Origin of the sequence: Rhodoferax sp. BLA1, assembly GCF_013416775.1 — a bacterium.
Lineage (GTDB): Bacteria > Pseudomonadota > Gammaproteobacteria > Burkholderiales > Burkholderiaceae_C > Rhodoferax.
Window position 1 is genome coordinate 15,208 of sequence record NZ_SZVI01000012.1, and the last position, 16,460, is coordinate 31,667.

Annotated in this window: 15 protein-coding genes; 6 read left to right on the forward strand and 9 right to left on the reverse strand. The window is 61.5% G+C overall.

Features of this window, described 5'->3' with window-relative positions; genetic code table 11:
- Positions 1–36 precede the first annotated feature (36 nt).
- Positions 37–1,545: a CoA-acylating methylmalonate-semialdehyde dehydrogenase gene (locus FDG13_RS12875; protein ID WP_180128316.1), complete on the reverse strand. Its 1,509-nt coding sequence runs from the start codon at positions 1,543–1,545 to the stop codon at positions 37–39.
- Positions 1,546–1,623: 78 nt separating this feature from the next.
- Positions 1,624–2,973 (reverse strand): aspartate aminotransferase family protein, encoded by a 1,350-nt coding sequence (locus FDG13_RS12880; protein ID WP_180128318.1) that lies wholly within the window; start codon positions 2,971–2,973, stop codon positions 1,624–1,626.
- A 125-nt stretch (positions 2,974–3,098) separates the two neighbouring features.
- On the opposite strand from FDG13_RS12880, the gene FDG13_RS12885 reads away from it, so the two are divergent.
- Positions 3,099–4,052, forward strand: coding sequence for a LysR family transcriptional regulator (locus FDG13_RS12885; RefSeq protein ID WP_180128320.1), 954 nt, complete (start codon positions 3,099–3,101; stop codon positions 4,050–4,052).
- A 91-nt stretch (positions 4,053–4,143) separates the two neighbouring features.
- Positions 4,144–5,418, forward strand: a complete 1,275-nt coding sequence (locus tag FDG13_RS12890) for an anion transporter (protein ID WP_180128321.1) — start codon at positions 4,144–4,146, stop codon at positions 5,416–5,418.
- A 19-nt stretch (positions 5,419–5,437) separates the two neighbouring features.
- Here the strand turns inward: FDG13_RS12890 and FDG13_RS12895 are convergent, their stop codons facing one another.
- Both FDG13_RS12895 and FDG13_RS12900 read right to left on the reverse strand, forming a co-directional pair.
- Positions 5,438–5,821 carry a hypothetical protein gene (locus tag FDG13_RS12895; protein WP_180128323.1) on the reverse strand — a complete coding sequence of 128 codons (384 nt, stop codon included), beginning with the start codon at positions 5,819–5,821 and terminating at the stop codon, positions 5,438–5,440.
- Positions 5,822–5,899: 78 nt separating this feature from the next.
- Positions 5,900–7,228, reverse strand: coding sequence for a D-amino acid dehydrogenase (locus FDG13_RS12900; protein ID WP_180128325.1), 1,329 nt, complete (start codon positions 7,226–7,228; stop codon positions 5,900–5,902).
- Between the two features lie 90 nt (positions 7,229–7,318).
- On the opposite strand from FDG13_RS12900, the gene FDG13_RS12905 reads away from it, so the two are divergent.
- Both FDG13_RS12905 and FDG13_RS12910 read left to right on the forward strand, forming a co-directional pair.
- Positions 7,319–8,269 (forward strand): LysR family transcriptional regulator ArgP, encoded by a 951-nt coding sequence (locus FDG13_RS12905; RefSeq protein ID WP_180128327.1) that lies wholly within the window; start codon positions 7,319–7,321, stop codon positions 8,267–8,269.
- A 37-nt stretch (positions 8,270–8,306) separates the two neighbouring features.
- On the forward strand, positions 8,307–8,924 hold the full coding sequence (locus FDG13_RS12910) for a TetR/AcrR family transcriptional regulator (RefSeq protein ID WP_078365156.1): 618 nt from the start codon (positions 8,307–8,309) through the stop codon (positions 8,922–8,924).
- Positions 8,925–8,972: 48 nt separating this feature from the next.
- Here FDG13_RS12910 and FDG13_RS12915 read toward each other — a convergent pair whose 3' ends face one another.
- Entirely contained in the window at positions 8,973–9,932 is a 960-nt protein-coding gene (locus FDG13_RS12915; RefSeq protein WP_180128329.1) for a YafY family protein, read from the reverse strand.
- Positions 9,933–10,041: 109 nt separating this feature from the next.
- Between FDG13_RS12915 and FDG13_RS12920 the strand changes: the two genes are divergently transcribed.
- The gene (locus FDG13_RS12920) at positions 10,042–10,695 is read left to right on the forward strand and encodes a LysE family translocator (protein ID WP_255435244.1); all 654 of its coding nucleotides are present in this window, start codon (positions 10,042–10,044) and stop codon (positions 10,693–10,695) included.
- A gap of 75 nt (positions 10,696–10,770) precedes the next feature.
- Here FDG13_RS12920 and FDG13_RS12925 read toward each other — a convergent pair whose 3' ends face one another.
- Positions 10,771–11,190, reverse strand: coding sequence for a universal stress protein (locus FDG13_RS12925; protein WP_078365157.1), 420 nt, complete (start codon positions 11,188–11,190; stop codon positions 10,771–10,773).
- A 240-nt stretch (positions 11,191–11,430) separates the two neighbouring features.
- Between FDG13_RS12925 and FDG13_RS12930 the strand changes: the two genes are divergently transcribed.
- Positions 11,431–13,656 carry a PAS domain S-box protein gene (locus tag FDG13_RS12930; protein ID WP_180128331.1) on the forward strand — a complete coding sequence of 742 codons (2,226 nt, stop codon included), beginning with the start codon at positions 11,431–11,433 and terminating at the stop codon, positions 13,654–13,656.
- A 13-nt stretch (positions 13,657–13,669) separates the two neighbouring features.
- Here FDG13_RS12930 and FDG13_RS12935 read toward each other — a convergent pair whose 3' ends face one another.
- The 3 genes from FDG13_RS12935 to FDG13_RS12945 all read right to left on the reverse strand — a co-directional run bounded on the left by FDG13_RS12935 (position 13,670) and on the right by FDG13_RS12945 (position 16,038).
- Positions 13,670–14,536, reverse strand: coding sequence for a DMT family transporter (locus FDG13_RS12935; protein ID WP_180128333.1), 867 nt, complete (start codon positions 14,534–14,536; stop codon positions 13,670–13,672).
- A 43-nt stretch (positions 14,537–14,579) separates the two neighbouring features.
- Positions 14,580–15,614 carry an L-glyceraldehyde 3-phosphate reductase gene (gene mgrA, locus FDG13_RS12940; RefSeq protein WP_180128335.1) on the reverse strand — a complete coding sequence of 345 codons (1,035 nt, stop codon included), beginning with the start codon at positions 15,612–15,614 and terminating at the stop codon, positions 14,580–14,582.
- A 187-nt stretch (positions 15,615–15,801) separates the two neighbouring features.
- Positions 15,802–16,038, reverse strand: a complete 237-nt coding sequence (locus FDG13_RS12945; RefSeq protein ID WP_180128337.1) for a hypothetical protein — start codon at positions 16,036–16,038, stop codon at positions 15,802–15,804.
- Positions 16,039–16,460 lie beyond the last annotated feature (422 nt).

Below are 16,460 nucleotides of genomic sequence, written 5' to 3' on the forward strand. Positions count from 1 at the left end.
TATTACCCTAACCAGCGCCAGTCAGGCAAGCAAGATTTAGCGGCTGCTCGGGAAACTGAACACCGTGCCTTCGCGCACCCCGGCGCTGGGCCAGCGCTGGGTGATGGTCTTGCGTTTGGTATAGAAACGCACGGCGTCAGGACCGTAGGCGTGTAAATCGCCAAACAGGCTGCGCTTCCAGCCGCCAAACGAGTGGTAGGCCACTGGCACCGGCAGCGGCACATTCACCCCCACCATGCCGACCTGGATGTTGTCGGTGAAGTAGCGGGCAGCTTCGCCGTCACGGGTGAAGATGCAGGTGCCGTTGCCGTACTCGTGGGCGTCGATCAGGTCCATGGCTTCTTGCAGGGTTTTTACACGTACCACGCCCAGCACCGGACCAAAAATTTCTTCCTGGTAAATGGTCATGCCGGGTTTGACGTTGTCAAACAAACACGGGCCCATAAAGTACCCGGCTGCATGGCCCGCCACCTGGACGCCACGGCCATCTACCAGCAGCGTCGCACCTTCTTTCACGCCCTGGTCCACATAGGCAGTCACTTTCTCGAAATGGGCCTTGGTGACCAGCGGACCCATGTCGCTGGACGCGTCAGTGCCGGGGCCAACCTTCATCTTGGCGATCTCGGTCTTCAGTCCTGCGATCACCGCCTCAGCCGTATCGTCGCCCACCGCCACCACGAGTGGAATCGCCATACAACGTTCACCACAGGAGCCAAAAGCCGCGCCCATGAGCGCGTTGACCGCATTGCCGATGTCGGCGTCGGGCATCAGCACAGCGTGGTTTTTGGCGCCGCCCAGCGCTTGCACCCGTTTGCCGTGTTTGCAGCCCTCAGAATAGATGTATTCGGCAATCGGGGTGGAACCCACAAAACTCACGGCTTTGACACGTGGGTCTTGCAGCAATGTGTCCACCGCTTCCTTGTCACCGTGAACCACGTTGAGCACACCCGGTGGCAGGCCAGCCTGCAACGCCAGTTCCGCCACGCGCAGGGTCGAGCTGGGGTCGCGCTCCGAGGGTTTGAGCACAAAGGTGTTGCCACAAGCCACCGCCATCGGCCACATCCACAGCGGCACCATGGCCGGAAAGTTGAACGGGGTGATGCCAGCGGTGACACCCAATGCCTGGAATTCGCTCCAGCTGTCGATCGCGGGGCCAACATTCTTGCTGTGTTCACCCTTGAGCAATTCGGGTGCGTAAGACGCGTACTCGACGTTTTCGATGCCGCGCTGCAATTCGCCAAACGCGTCGCTCAGCACCTTGCCGTGCTCAGCGGTGATCAGGGCGCAAAGTTCGTCGGCGTGTTGCTCCAGCAGTTCTTTGAGCTTGCTCATGACGCGAGCGCGTTTGAGTGGCGGTGTGTTGCGCCAGGCCGGAAAAGCCGCCTGCGCGCTGGTGATCGCCTGTTCCACTGTGAGTTTGTCGGCCAGCAACACCTGTTTTTCAACCTGACCGGTGGCGGGGTTGAACACGTCAGCGCTGCGGCTACCGCCTGAAACCAACTGGCCGTTGATCAGGTGTTGGATGGTGGGGAGAGTGGTGGTCATGTTGTGTCAAAAATAAGATAAAAACAGGCTGTAGCCCTTATTTTAAAAGGGATGGCAGCTATCAGAAATATAACGGTATCAAGCGGTGGCGTTGAGGCATTCACCCAGTGCGTTGACCAGGCTGTCGATCTGCTCGGGGGTGCTGATGAAGGGGGGGGCTAGTTGGATGGTGTCGCCACCATAACGCACATAAAAGCCCTTCTTGAGCATCGCCATCGCCACCTCGTAAGGCCGTTTGGCGGGTTCACCGGGCACCGCGCTGATGGTGAAGCCAGCGGCCAGGCCCAGGTTGCGGATGTCGGCCACATGTTTGGCGCTGCGCAGGCTGTGTACCGCGTTCTCAAAATGGGGCGCCAGCGCCTTGACGCGGTCAATCATGTTTTCGCGCACCAGGATGTCGAGTGTGGCCAGGCCCACCGCGCAGGGCACCGGGTGGGCCGAGTAGGTGTAGCCGTGGGCGAATTCGAGCATGTACTCTGGGCCACCCGCTGCCATGAAGGTGTCGTAAATCTCCTTGCTGGCCATCACCACGCCGAGTGGTTGCGCGCCGTTGGTGATCTGTTTGGCGGCGTTCAGGATGTCGGGCGTCACACCAAAATACTCGGCGCCCGTGTAGGCGCCCAGGCGGCCAAAGCCGGTGATCACTTCGTCAAAAATCAGCAAGATGTTGTTGGCGGTGCAGATCTCGCGCAGGCGCTTGAGGTAACCCTTGGGCGGCACCACCACACCGGCTGAGCCTGACATCGGCTCGACGATCACCGCCGCGATGTTAGACGCGTCATGCAGGGTGATCAGCTTGAGCAGGTCGTCGGCCAGATCAGCCCCCTGTTCCGGGCAACCCTTGAAAAACGAGCCAACGGGTGGCTGGGTGTGGGGCAGGTGGTCCGCCGCAATGCCTTGGCCAAAGGTCTTGCGGTTGCCGCCAATGCCGCCCACCGAAATGCCACCAAAGTTGACGCCGTGGTACCCCTTTTCGCGGCCAATCAGCAGGCTCTTGCTGCTCTGGCCCTTGGCGCGCCAGTAAGCGCGTGCCAGTTTCAGGGAGGTGTCAGCTGATTCCGAGCCGGAGCCGGTGAAAAACGCGTAGTCCAACCCGTCGGGTGTGAGCTCCCTGAGTTTGTTGGCCAGCGCAAACGACAGCGGGTGGCCAAACTGGAAGGCGGGTGAGTAGTCCAATGTGGCGAGTTGGTTGCGCGCGGCTTCCACAATCTCGGCGCGGCCATGGCCCAGGCCGGAGCACCACAGGCCCGACAAACCGTCAAAAATCTTGCGGCCGTCGCTGTCAAAGTAATAACAACCTTCGGCGCGGGTGATCATGCGCGGCGCCGCCTTGAAGTTGCGGTTGGCGGTGAACGGCATCCAGTGCGCGTCGAGCCATGCGGCGTCCAGTCGCGGTTGAGCCAGAGCTTTGCTATCGGTCAGGTCCATGGTGATTCCTTGTGGTGGTGCGTGTTTTGGTGCTTGGTGAGGCGTGGCAACAGAAACAAAGCAAGGATTGTGCGCAGTGCCTTACTCTTATGATTGCTTAACTATCACTGCTTGGTTGCAAATCTATGCAAGTAAATACCCGCGCCGCCCTGGGCCAGTTGAGCGACATGGACATCCGCCTGTTGCGGGTGTTCAAGACCGTGGTCGACTGCGGCGGCATGGCGGCGGCCGAGCTGGAGCTCAACATTGGCACCAGCACGGTCAGCCGCCACATCAAAGACCTGGAAACCCGCCTCGGCCTGACCCTGTGCCGCCGTGGCCGCGCCGGTTTTGCGCTGACGCCTGAGGGTGAGCAGATTTATGCCGAGACGCTGCGCCTGCTGGCTGGGGTGGATGCGTTTCGCAGTCGGGTCGATGAAATCCACCAGCGCATGGGCGGTGAGTTGCACCTGGCGGTGTTTGACAAAACCGCCAGCAACCCAGAGGCGTTTATTGGTGAAGCAATTGCGCTGTTTCAGGCCCAGGCACCGGGCGTCAGCCTGCACCTGCATGTGGCGCCGCTCAATGTGATCGAGCGCGGTGTGCTCGACGGCCAGTTCCAGGTGGGGGTGGTGCCGGGCCACCGCACTTCTGGCGCGCTGGTGTATGACGAGTTGTTCAGCGAGACCATGTATTTGTACTGTGGTCGTGCCCACCCGCTGTTTGCTGGCGGCGCGGCGCAACAGCCGGGCGACTGGGCGGCATTACACGCCTATGCATTTGCCGGGTTGGGATACCACTCGCCCAATATGGAGCTCGCGCAGAAGGTGCAGCTCACCCGCCAGGCCACCGGTTACGACCAAGAGTCGATTGCCACGCTGATCCTCTCGGGCCGTTACCTGGGCTTTTTGCCCGACCACTACGCCGAGAGTTTTGTGCGCCAGGGGCGGCTGCGGGCGGTTCAGCCCAGCGTGTTCAGCTACCGCTGCAGCTTTTTTGGCATCGTGCGGACCTCACCGCAGGCGGCGCGGGTCACGCGGGCGTTTCAAGCCTGCCTGCACCAGGCGCATGCGGCGGGTCGTGCTACGCTTGCAGCATGATGTTTTATAAGATTTATGCCTCTAGCCCTTATATAAAAAGGGCGAGTAGCTATCAAAAAAGCGTATTTTTTGCGCCCCAAGAGGCCACATCATGAGCCCGATCTTGCATGACCTGGAGGGCCTCAACAGTGCCATCGTGGCTATTTTTGTCACGGTCTACGTGGGCATGGTGCTCGGCGGCCTGCCACGGCTCAAGCTCAACCGCTCGGGCATTGCCTTGCTGGGGGCGATTGCGGTGATTGGCATCGGTGCCATCAGCACCGAAGAAGCGGCGCGGGTGGTGGACCTGCCGACCATGCTGTTGCTGTTTTCGTTCATGGTGCTGTCGGCGCAGATGCGTCTGGGTGGTTTTTACACCGCCGTGACACGCCGGGTGGCGGCCCTGCCACTCGGGCGCACCGGCTTGTTGGGCGCGATCATTGGCGTGTCGGGCGCGCTGTCGGCGATTTTTTCCAACGACATCATTTGCCTGGCGATGACACCGGTGGTGGTGCAGTTGTGTTTGCAGCGCGGTTTGGCGCCGGTGCCGTTTCTGGTCGGGCTGGCCTGTGCTGCCAACATCGGCTCAGCTGCCACCCTGATTGGCAACCCGCAGAACATGCTGATTGGCTCCCTGATGCACCTGCATTTTGGCGACTACCTGCGCCAGGCACTGCTGCCGGTGGGCCTGAGCCTGGGTGTGTTGTGGGCCTGGCTGGTGTGGGTGCCTGCGGCCAATACCGCGTCACCGGGTGTGGCGCCCAGCCTGGCACCGAGCCGGGTAGAGGTGGACCTGGACGCGGCTGACGTGTTTGCTTTTGACCGCTGGCAGACTGTCAAGGGCCTGCTGGTCGCCAGCGCGCTGATGTTGGTGTTTTTGTTCACCGATTGGCCGCGTGAAGTTGCCGCGCTGGTGGGTGCCGGGGTGTTGCTGATGAGCCGACGTTTCCACTCTTCCCATGTGATGGGTTTTGTGGACTGGGAATTGCTGGTGTTATTTGCTGGTCTGTTTGTGGTCAACCATGCTTTCGCCTCGACCGGATTGGCAACTGACGCGGTGGTCGCACTGGCCGCCCAAGGTGTGCACCTGAGCCACCCGGCGCCTCTGTTTGTGGCCGGGGTGGGATTGTCAAATCTGGTGTCTAACGTGCCCGCGGTGATGCTGCTGCTGCCACATCTGCAAGGCCAGCAGGCCGGGGTGACGCTGGCGCTGGTCAGCACCTTTGCTGGCAACCTGCTGCTGGTGGGCTCGATAGCCAACCTGATTATGGTGGACCTGGCACAAAAAGGCGGGGTAACCATCAACTGGCGCGACCACGCCCGCATTGGCCTGCCGGTGACGCTGCTCACACTGGGGGTGATTGCGCTGACGCTGCCCTTGTCCTGAGTTGGCGGACGGTGCAGGCTCAGTGGGTGGTGTGGGTGCTGCTGTGCTGCACCCGTTTTCCGTGTGGCAACTCATGTAAGCGTGTGAACATGTCGCGGCAATACCCCTGAATCTTCAGGCACTTGTTGATCTCGTCGACCGGCAGCGGGCCCGACACCACCACGATGTCGTTGGCCTTGTCCAGCGCCCCCGAGGCACGCAGTCGCCGACGGGTGTTGTTGGCCCAGGAGTGGATGCGGTTCGGGCTGCCATGTTCACGCAGGGCACCGGTGCTGGCCTCAAACGCAATTGCCACCGTGTCGGATTTCAGGCGCAGGCGGTGTTCCCCTGTGACCCGGCTGGCGGGCGAGCTCAGGTCATACAGGTGGTAGTTGCCTTCTTTGAGTTGGTATTGCAGCGTCATGGAACCTCCGGTCATGACGCGCATTTTGCGCAAGCCTTTGGGTTTCTAAAGCCCAAATAGGCTGGGAAAAACCCGCTATCAAGCAGTTTTTCGCGGAAAACCGTAGCAGTTGAAGGCCATCTCAGGCTGCTGACCGCAGATCAGCTCGGCCAGCGCCTTGCCTGAACCCGCGCCATGGGTCCAGCCCAAGGTGCCGTGACCGGCGTTGACCCACAACTTGCCCACCGGTGTTTTGCCGATGTAGGGGATGTTGGTGGGTGTAGCCGGGCGCAGACCAGCCCAATACGACGGGTCGCCACCTTCCTCGGGGGTACGGGTGTCACACACGCCGGGCATGACCTGCTCGATGCGGTTGGACAACATGCGGCAGCGTGCACGCGCCACCGGGGAGTCCAGCGTCAAGTCGTAGTCACCGACCTCGATGGTGCCGGCCACACGCAACTGGTTGCCCAGGCGGCTCATGGCGATTTTCTTGGCGTCATCAATCATCGAGACCTGGGGCGCCTGTTCCGGGCGCAGCAGCTTGAAGGTGGCGCTGTAACCCTTGCCCGGGTAGATCGGCAAGTCCACCCCCACCGTGCGCAGCAGCGGTGCGCTGTAGGCGCCGCAGGCCACCACCACATGGTCGGCTTTGATCTGGCGCGCTTTTTGTGCGCCTTTGTGACCTTTAGCCCCGGTGGATACTGGTTTGACAGTTACAGAATCAATAGCGCCGCCGGCGCTGTTGAGGGCCACGATGTCGTGGCTGTACAAAAACTCGGCACCCCGCGCCGCACACAGGGAGGCCAAAGCCTGGGTGAAGGTGCAGGCATCCCCCGACTCGTCGCTGGGGGTGTAGGTGCCACCCACAATCTGCTCGGCAAACGGTGTCAAAGCGGGTTCAATGCGCAGCAGCTCGGCGCGGTCCACCACCCGGCGGGCCACACCGTAGCGGGCCATCAGCGCGGCGGCTTCACCGGCGCTGTCAAAGGACTTCTGCTCGGTGTAGTAGTGGGCAATGCCTTTTTCCAGGCGTTGGTACTCGATGCCGGTGGTCTGCACCAGATCCTTGAACGCGGCGTGGCTGTAGGCGCCCAGGGAGACGAGTTGCTGCACATTGCGTTCAAAGGCACGGTCATGGCATTGGCTCAGGAACAGCAGACTCCAGCGCCATTGTTGCCAGCTTAGACGCGGGCGAAACAGCAGCGGCGCTTCCTTGCTGAGCATCCATTTCAGGGCTTTGATCGGGGTGTCCCGATTGGCCCAGGGCTCGCAATAACTGACCGAGATTTGTGCCGCATTGGCAAAACTGGCCTCCATCGAGGCGTCAGGCTGACGGTCGATGACGGTGACTTGGTGACCGCGTTCCAGCAGATGCCAGGCGGTGCTGATGCCGATGATGCCGGCGCCGAGGATAGTGATTTTCATGGGGCGCGAGTTTCTCCCAGTTCCATGGTCGCTTTTGGCAAGATTAAACTTATCCAGAATTCATTAGCAACCCTTATTCACTAATGCCCCATGAGTACTTTTGATCCTGCTGCCCTGGAATGCCTCGCGGCCATTGTGGAAGAGGGTGGTTTTGAGCGTGCGGCCGTGCGTTTGTCGATCACCCAGTCGGCGGTGTCGCAGCGTCTGCGTTCACTCGAGGTGCAGGTCGGCACCGTGCTGATTGTGCGCAGCCGCCCGCTCAAAGCTACCCAGGCCGGTCGTCTGCTGCTCAAACATGCAATGCAGATGCGCCTGCTGCGTGCCGATCTAGAGCGTGACCTCAAAGACCTCTCGCCCGGCGCGGCAGGTGCGGCGGGTGAAGACGAACGCATCTCGATTGCCATCAACGCCGACAGCATTGCCACCTGGACCCTGCCCGCGCTGAGCCCGCTGGCGCATCAGGGCCTGGGCCTGGAGATCATCACCGACGACCAGGATTTCACTTTTGAGTGGTTGCGTGAGGGGCGCGTGTTGGGTTGTGTGACGACCTTGCGTGCGGCCTTGCGCAGCTGCAAGGTGGAGCCACTGGGCTCCATGGCCTATGTGGCGGTGGCCGAGCCCGGTTTTGCCGCAGCCCGTTGCCCGCAGGGCCTGAGCCCCCACAATTTCAGCCGCCTGCCCTTCATCGCCTTCAACCGCAAGGACGACCTGCAGGCCGAGTTTGTCGCCAGCGCCTGTGGTCTGCGCCAGGTGTCGCTGAGTCAGATGTATGTGCCCAGCTCCGAGGGGCAGTTGCGTGCGGTGTTGGCGGGCTGGGGTGTCAGTGTCTTGCCCGAGCTGAAGGTGGCCGAGCACCTCAAAAACGGCAGCCTGGTCGACCTGATGCCCGGCCACCGCCTGCCGGTAGCGCTGTACTGGCATTGCTGGAACCTCAACTCGGCGGTGCTCGATGCGCTAACCCATGCCCTCAAAACCGCTGCTGGTGTGGCCCTGAGCCCACCCAAAGCAGAATCTAAACTCATCAGTAGCAAAAAAGTCTGACAGATCAAGATGTGAATTTGGCGGCTAAAATTCAGCCATGAGCGCCATCGACACCCCCAAAACCTCGTTCAAACAACGCATGCTGCAGGTGCGTGAAGACGCCATCGTGCATGCTGTCAACCGCCTGCTGGCCGAAAAAGGCTTTGACGCGATGACCGTGGACGAGGTGGCGGCCCAGGTCGGCATTGCCAAGGCCAGCCTCTACAAACACTTTCCCAGCAAGGAAGACCTGGCTGCGGCAGCGATGGTGCGGGTGATGCAGCGCGCCCAGGACTTCATCAGCAGCTTGCCACCCGAGGCCGACCCGCTCGAGAATCTGCGCGCGGTGGTGCGCTGGGTGCTGCAGGTCAAGCTGGCTGGTGACATGCCCACGCTGCCCAGCCAGAACTCCAGCCTGCGCGCCACCTTGATGGCCAACAACGATTACATGGACGGCCTGATGGAGGTCAGCGACCGTCTGGGCGCCTGGATCGAAGCAGCGCAAGCGGCGGGTCAGCTCAGCGCCAAGCTGCCAGCGATCGCGATTTTGTACACCTTCTTCGCCCGCGCCTGCGACTCGGTGGTGGAGTTTCTGCAGATGGGCGGGCTGTTCACCGACGAGCAGATCACCGAGCTGGTGCTGAGCACCTGTTTTGAGGGTCTGATTGCCCGTTAGCCCTTATGGATAGAGGGCTATAAGCTATTAATAAAGTAGCAACTTAGTCTAGGCCACTCGGAGTGCCACCTGACCCAGCAAACGCTGCGCGCACGCCTTGATGGCCTCCAGCAGCTCAGGCGGCTCAAGCACCTCAAAGTCAAACGAAACCCGCGCCAGTTGCCGGGCAAACCAGGGCAGGTCATCGGCCTGGCTGTACAGCATGACGGCATCTTCCAGCGGGCGGAACAGGCCAATGGCATCAAACAACTCGGTCTGCGCCGTGGCCAGGCTGGTCTTGAGCCGCACCACAATGGTATGGGTGCGGGGCATGGTGGCCAAGCCCAGCGCCAGGTGTCGAACGGCATCAAAGTCAAACGGGGCCAAAAAGCTGACGGTCAGGGGTGTCACTGACGCAATCCGATCAAGCCGGAACGAGCGCAAATCCCCGCGCAGATGGCAGTGGCCCACAGCGTACCAACGTCCGCTGCGCCAGGCCAGGCCGTAGCAGTCAAACTCCCGCTCGGTCACGTCCTGATTGGCGGCTTGGTAGCGCAGGCGCACCCGGCAACGTTCTTGGGCGGCTGCGCTCATCTCCAACAACGATTCACTGTGCATGCTGGCCACGGGTTGCGACAGCTCCAGCTGTACCACGCCCGACACCGCCCGCAGTTTGCCGCGCAACGCCGGTGGCATCACCCGTTCCAGCTTGGCCTGGGCACTGTGGGCCCCGTCCACCGTGTCAGCCAGTCCCAACTGCCGGGCAAACAGCAGCCCCACCGACACCGCCACCGCTTCCTTGTCAGTCAACATCAAGGGCGGCAGCTTGCTGCCAGGCATCAGCCGGTAAGCGCCATAGCGCCCGCGCACCGACTGCACCGGCACACCCATGTCTTGCAGCTTGACGATGTAGCGGCGCAGCGTGCGGCTGTCCACCCCGAGCTGGTGCGCCAACGCCGCACCGGGGAGTTCGTCGGCATTTTGTAAAAGCTCCAGCAGGGCCAGTACGCGGTTGGTGGGGGTGGACATAGGCATCAGTTTAGAACCTGAGCGCGCCCCATCAGGACACATTCTGTCCGCATGCCTGCCTAAAGTTCATGTCAAGCCGCCGCGTCTGGCGGCCAACAAGGACTGAACCATGGACAACCTGCTTTTGACCCACACCAGCCACCTCTGGCTGTTCAGCTTGATGGTGCTGGGCATCATCGCAGTGCCTGGCATGGACATGGCCTATGTGGTGGCCAGCGCGCTGGCGGGTGGGCGCAAGCTGGGCATGGCCGCGGTGGTGGGCATTGTGGGCGGCGGCATGCTGCATGTCGCCATGGCCACGCTGGGTTTAGGGCTGCTGCTGACGCTGTACCCGCTGGCGTTCACCGTGCTGCTGCTGGCTGGCTCGCTCTACATTGCCTGGATCGGTTGGTGTCTGTGGCGTGGGGCAGCGGCGCTGGGTGGCGTCGGCAGGGTGCCGCGGTTGACCGTGCAGCAAACCATGTGGCGCGGGGTCGTGTCTTGCCTGATGAATCCCAAGGCCTATGTGTTCATGGTGGCGGTGTTCCCGCAGTTTGTGCGGTCCGAATATGGTCCGCTGGGTGTGCAGGCGGTGTTGATGGGCCTGATCATCGCCAGCACGCAAATCCTCATCTACGGAAGCTTTGCCTGGGGTGCGGGCAGCATCGAACCGTGGTTGCGTCGTAACCCAGCAGCGCAAGTGGCCATCGGGCGCGGCGTGGGTGTGTTGCTGATGCTGGCAGCAGGGTGGACGGCATGGCATGGCACCCTGTCTGGGCGGTAAACACATAAAATAGACTTCAAGCCCTTGTCTATCAAGGGCTGAATGCTATGAAAAAAAGAATGCTCTGCGGCGCTCTCAGCGCACGATCAGCACCGGCACTTTGCAGCTCGCCAGCACCTCGGTGGCGACCGAACCCATCACCAGGTTGAGCAGTGCGCCATGGCCGTGCGAGCCCATCACCACCAGGTCAAACTTGCCCTCGGTGGCGGTTTTGGCGATCAGTTCGCTGGGGCGGCCGGTTTTCCAGACGAACTTCGGTGTGATGCCATGGCGTTGCAGGTATTTGGTGACCGGCGCCATCACCCGCAGGCCCTCTTCTTCATAATATTTGTTCACCAGTTCTTTGCCCAGCGCGGAGCGGGCTTGTGACGGCAAAACCACCTGGGCGGTCACGGCGGTGTAGTCGTTTTTGGGGGAAAACAGCTCGTGGGCAGCCAGGTAGGCCAGCATTTTTTTTGTGTAGGGGCTGCCGTCGACAGCCAGCAAAATCTTCATCAAGTGTCTCCTTGAACGGTGAACAACCAGTTTAACCATAGTGTGTGCTTGTTCATCTTGCTGACTATCCCCCAATCGGGGGATAGCCAGAAAACTCAATACCGGGTAAATTCTGCCGATATGTAACAAAACTCAAGTTCAAGGTTCAGCGTGTGATGTTGTCGACTTCTTTCTGCCACCGGGTTGGGTTCCCCGCGCAAGGGGCTCTCCCGGTGAGGGCAAGCCAGGGAAGTAACACGCGTGTTGGTTGATCTGTTCACCCAGTTGCTGGCGCAATTGGGACAGGATGAGCGTGCCGGGAGTGGGCATACACATGCCTTGGTCGCGTCACCTCAGCGCTTTCAGGCGCTTTTTGGACATGTGACGCAGATGGTCTGGCTCAAAGACCCGCAGGGCCGCTACCTGGCATGTAACCCCGCATTTGAGACCTTCTCCGGCTTGCCTGCGGCGCACCTGTGTGGCCGCACAAACGCCGACTTGTTACCCCCCGAAGACGCGCAGCGGTATCACCAGCTGGACCAGACCTGTCTGGCCGCCACACAACCGGTGGTGGCCGAGTGCTGGGCCAGCGCGGCGGGTGGTTCACGGCGCGCGTTGCTGGAGATCACCAAAGTGGTCTTGCGCAGTGCCGACGGTCGGGTCGATGGCATTCTGAGCATGGGCCGGGACATCACGGCGCGCTGGTACCAGACACAGTTTGAGCAATTGCGCAGCCAAATTCTTGAGCTGCTGGCCAATGGTGCTGAATTGCCGCACCTGCTGCAGGCGCTGGCGGACGGGCTGCGTGGCCTGCAGCCTGAGCAGGCCTGTTTGGTGGCGCTGGTGACTCCCGGCCACGGTTGTGGTCAGACCCTGAAGGTGGTGGCGTCAGCCGGTGTGTCTGCCGAGACACTGCGGCTGGTGGATGATCAGGATGTGGGCCCCGGTCAGGGCGCCTGTGCAGCGGCAGCAGCCAGCGGGCAGCGGGTGGTGATCCCCAACCTGGCGCTGCACCGCACGCTGATCCCCCAGGTGGGGCAGCGCATTTGCCAGGGAGCGTGCTGGGCACAACCGTTTTTGGCCTTGTCGGGCCAGGTTCTGGGGGTGCTGTCGGTCATGGTGGCCAAACCAGCGACGCCCAGTGCTGAAGACCTGGATCTGCTGGAGCAACTGGCCCGGCTGGCCGGGCTGGCGGTGGAACGGCATCAGGTGGCGCAACAGTTGCGCACCAACGAGGCCAGCTTTCGGGCGCTGGCTGAACACACGCCCGAGGCGGTGCTGGTGCACCGGGGTGGCACCATTTTGTATGTGAATCCGACCGCGCAGCGTTTGTTTGGCGCCAAGTCCAGCGCCGACTTGTTGGGCACCTCGACCCAAAAACGCATTGCACCAGCCTTTCTGGCACAGCAACTCGCACGCATGCAGGCGATCGAGTCGGCCCAGCCGATCGAACCCATGGTGGAGTCGCGCTTTGTCCGTCTCGATGGCAGTGAGTTTGATGTGGAGGTGCAGGGCACTGCCATGGTCTACGGTGGCGCCCCCGCCATCCATGTCTCGATCCGTGACATCTCCGAGCGCAAACTGGCCGAGGCCCAGTTGCGGGTGGCGGCCAGTGTGTTCAGCCATGCCATCGAGGGCATCATGATCACCGCGCCTGATGGCCGCATCATCGACGTCAATGCCGCTTTCACCCGCATCACCGGCTACAGCCGCGAGGAGGTGCGTGGCCAGACCCCCAGCATGCTCAACTCAGGGCGCAACACGCCGCTGTTTTACCAACAGCTGTGGCAATACCTGGTGCAACACGGCAGCTGGTCGGGCGAGTTGTGGAACCGCCGCAAAGACGGTGACGTCTATGCCCAGATGCTGCACATCAGCGCGGTGCATGACCAGCGTGGCCAGGTGATCCAGTATGTGGCGCTGTTTTCGGACATCACCGAACGCAAGGCCCATGAACGCCGACTCGACCAGTTGGCCCATTTTGATGCGCTCACAGGTCTGCCTAACCGTGCCTTGCACGCTGACCGTTTGCAACACGCCATGGCCCAGGCACAGCGCCGTCAACAAAAACTGGGTGTGGCGTTCATTGATCTGGACGGTTTCAAGGCGGTCAACGACAGCTACGGCCATGATGCCGGTGACCATCTGCTGATCACGCTGGCGCGGCGCATGCGACTGGCGCTGCGTGAGGTCGACACCTTGTCGCGCCTGGGTGGTGACGAGTTTGCCGCCGTGATTGTGGACCTGGCACAAGAGAGCGATTGCGACCCGCTGTTGCAGCGCCTGCTGCAGGCGGCCAACCAGCCAGTGCTGTATGGCACAGCGGTGTTGCAGGTGTCGGCCAGTGTCGGGGTGGCCTTTTACCCGCAGGCCAAGGAGGTGAGCCCGGAGCAGTTGCTGCGCCAGGCCGACATGGCGATGTACCGCGCCAAACAGTCTGGCAAAAACCAGTTTCAGACATCTGGGTTTGTGGATTCCCTGTTTTGAACGCCAGCGCGTTTTAGCGGGCTCGGGTTCCGAGCCAGGCAGCCAGCACAATCATCAGGGCGGCCAGGCCCACGTTCCAGGTCAGTGGCCGTGCGCTGACCACGGTCAGCATGGCGGTCGACAACAGGGGCGTCAGGTAACTCAGCACACCAATGTGGCGCGCATCACCCAGCTTGAGCGCCTTGTCCCACAGAAAAAACGCCGCCCCCATCGGCCCCAGGCCAATCACGGTGATCAGCAGCAGGTCCTGCGTGCTGAGTGCCACCGCAGGTTCCATCAGCGGGTGGCATAACAGCGACAGCAACCCCGACACCAACGCAAAACTGCCAATGGCAACGGTCGGAAAAGCCGCCACCCGTTTGGTCAGCAAGGAGTAGCTGGCCCAGATGAAGGCCGCTGCCAGCGCGGGCAGATAACCCCAGGCCCAGACCGAGCCGCCATCAGCGCTTGCACCCGTTGTGCCCGAGCCACCCAGAATCACCACCGCAGCACCGGCAAAGCCCAACAACGCAGCAAACACATGCATCGGCCGCAGCGCCATGCCCTGCAGCAGCAGCGGCGACAGCACCACCATCAACAACGGCCACAGGTAGTTCACCAGATTGGCCTGTACCGGTGGTGCGTGGCGCAAGGCCAGAAACAGCAGAAAGTGGTAACTGAACAGACCGTAAATGCCCAGCGCCAGGGTCGGCAATGGCACTTTCCAGCGCGCCAGTTTGAAGCCAGACAGAGGCAGTGCAATCAGGCTGCCAATCAGCAGGGACAGCCCGGTCAGCAAAAACGGCGGCACATGGCCCAGCGCCACGCCCAGCGTGGCCAGCGAGCTCCACAAGCCGATGGCGCCCAGTGCCAGCAGGCTGGCGCGTGCCGATGCCGTCATGCGCGCACGCGGGCCATCTGACGCGGCATGCGGAGGTGCCGCATCAGGCCGGTGTTGAGGAGCGTTGCCACAGGTTGATGCCCCCTTCGACCGCCTGCTGGTCGATGGCGGCCAGCTCGTCTGCCGAGAACGACAGGTTTTTCAGCGCACCGACCAGCTCGGTGATCTGCGCCGGTTTGCTGGCGCCGATCAGCGCCGAGGTGACCTTGCCATCGCGCAGCACCCAGGCCGTGGCCATCTGCGCCAGGCTCTGGCCACGCGCTTGAGCGATCTCGTTGAGGGCACGCACGTGTTTGAGGTTTTTTTCACTCAGGAAATCGGGTTTGAACGAGCCACCCCCGGGTCGGTTGATGCGCGCGTCGGTCGGCACACCGTTGAGGTATTTGTCGGTCAACAAGCCTTGAGCCAGCGCACTGAAGGCAATACAACCCATGCCCAGTTCACCCAGGGTGTCGAGCAGGTCTTCCTCGACCCAGCGGTTGAGTAGGCTGTAGGACGGTTGGTGGATCAGCGCGGACACGCCCATGCTTTTCAGAATGGCGTGGGCCTCACGCGTTTTGGCCGCTGAATAACTGCTGACGCCTACGTACAACGCCTTGCCCTGCTGCACCGCCGTGGCCAGTGCCCCCATGGTTTCTTCGAGCGGGGTGTGGGGGTCAAAGCGGTGGCTGTAGAAAATGTCGACATAGTCCAGCCCCATACGCTGCAGGCTCTGGTCCAGGCTGGCCAGCAGGTACTTGCGCGAGCCGCCGATGCCGTAAGGGCCAGGCCACATGTCGTACCCGGCCTTGCTGGAGATGACCAACTCGTCGCGATAGGGTTTGAAGTCGCGGCGCAGGTGGGCGCCAAAGTTGGTTTCGGCGCTGCCGTAGGGCGGGCCATAGTTATTGGCCAGGTCAAAGTGGGTGATGCCCGCATCAAACGCGGTGTGCAACATGTCACGCTGGGTCTGCAGCGGTGTGGCGTCGCCAAAGTTGTGCCACAGCCCCAGGGTGATGGCAGGGAGTTTGAGACCACTGTGACCGCAGCGGTGATAAGCCATGCTGTCATAACGGGTGGACGCGGCAAGGTAGCTCATGGAATGCCTCAAATTGATGAATAAAAAACGATTCTAGCCCTTGTTCAATAAGGGCTAGAAGCTATTAATTAAATAGTATTTGAGGGCGCCGACTATCGACTGACTGCGCGCCAGCGGATGGCATGGGTGGCTGCAGGAAACCTGCTGGGTGGGTCCTTGCGGCGCACCAGATGGCTGGTGTTGGTGCTCAGTTGAGCAGGTAGTCGTCCTGTTCGTCCAGGGCTTGTGCGTCGATCATCGCGTCATAGGCGGCGCGGCTGGCCAGTGCGGCCGAGGTCAAGGGGATCAGCGGTTTGTCCAGCGGGCGCAGCTTGTGGCGACGCAGGGCGCGCAGTTGGGGCGACTGCGCGATGGTCTGCAGCACGCGCTCGGGCTCCATCATCAGGCTGAACGGGTTCAGTGCTTCGGTGGTGGTGGTGGTCATGGGGTGCTCCTGCTTCTGCCAATCACGAATCACGAGATGTGATCCGTTGAAATGGAATGTATCCGTGCCGCTTCAAAACCTAAAGTCGGTATATGGCGCTGCCGAGTGTCAGAAGTTGCCTGACAAGATGTCAGTGACGTGAGGGTCGACGCGGGCGCCAGTGCATGGTTTTTTGATGTCGTGAATTGCCGCATTTTTTGGCAAATATTCACAAAAGATAGCGGTGCGCGCTGCGTATCAGCCGCTTGGGGCACCTGCCTCATACTGGGGTACCAGAAATCGGCGGTCACCCCAAGCGGCTGCTACGCCGACACCGTTGACAGGCGAACGGTGTAGAGAGGAATCCGAATCCGGTTCGAGCCTGGGCGCATGCAGACCAACATCTTTTGATTGGTCGAAGCGCTAGCGAGGCGTGGCCTCTG

What these genes read in the sequence shown, in the direction of transcription:
- FDG13_RS12875 (WP_180128316.1), bottom strand. Translation starts at nt 1,545, where the DNA reads ATGACCACCACTCTCCCCACCATCCAACACCTGATCAACGGCCAGTTG.
- FDG13_RS12880 (WP_180128318.1), bottom strand. Translation starts at nt 2,973, where the DNA reads ATGGACCTGACCGATAGCAAAGCTCTGGCTCAACCGCGACTGGACGCC.
- FDG13_RS12885 (WP_180128320.1), top strand. Translation starts at nt 3,099, where the DNA reads ATGCAAGTAAATACCCGCGCCGCCCTGGGCCAGTTGAGCGACATGGAC.
- FDG13_RS12890 (WP_180128321.1), top strand. Translation starts at nt 4,144, where the DNA reads ATGAGCCCGATCTTGCATGACCTGGAGGGCCTCAACAGTGCCATCGTG.
- FDG13_RS12895 (WP_180128323.1), bottom strand. Translation starts at nt 5,821, where the DNA reads ATGACGCTGCAATACCAACTCAAAGAAGGCAACTACCACCTGTATGAC.
- FDG13_RS12900 (WP_180128325.1), bottom strand. Translation starts at nt 7,228, where the DNA reads ATGAAAATCACTATCCTCGGCGCCGGCATCATCGGCATCAGCACCGCC.
- FDG13_RS12905 (WP_180128327.1), top strand. Translation starts at nt 7,319, where the DNA reads ATGAGTACTTTTGATCCTGCTGCCCTGGAATGCCTCGCGGCCATTGTG.
- FDG13_RS12910 (WP_078365156.1), top strand. Translation starts at nt 8,307, where the DNA reads ATGAGCGCCATCGACACCCCCAAAACCTCGTTCAAACAACGCATGCTG.
- FDG13_RS12915 (WP_180128329.1), bottom strand. Translation starts at nt 9,932, where the DNA reads ATGTCCACCCCCACCAACCGCGTACTGGCCCTGCTGGAGCTTTTACAA.
- FDG13_RS12920 (WP_255435244.1), top strand. Translation starts at nt 10,042, where the DNA reads ATGGACAACCTGCTTTTGACCCACACCAGCCACCTCTGGCTGTTCAGC.
- FDG13_RS12925 (WP_078365157.1), bottom strand. Translation starts at nt 11,190, where the DNA reads ATGAAGATTTTGCTGGCTGTCGACGGCAGCCCCTACACAAAAAAAATG.
- FDG13_RS12935 (WP_180128333.1), bottom strand. Translation starts at nt 14,536, where the DNA reads ATGACGGCATCGGCACGCGCCAGCCTGCTGGCACTGGGCGCCATCGGC.
- mgrA (WP_180128335.1), bottom strand. Translation starts at nt 15,614, where the DNA reads ATGAGCTACCTTGCCGCGTCCACCCGTTATGACAGCATGGCTTATCAC.
- FDG13_RS12945 (WP_180128337.1), bottom strand. Translation starts at nt 16,038, where the DNA reads ATGACCACCACCACCACCGAAGCACTGAACCCGTTCAGCCTGATGATG.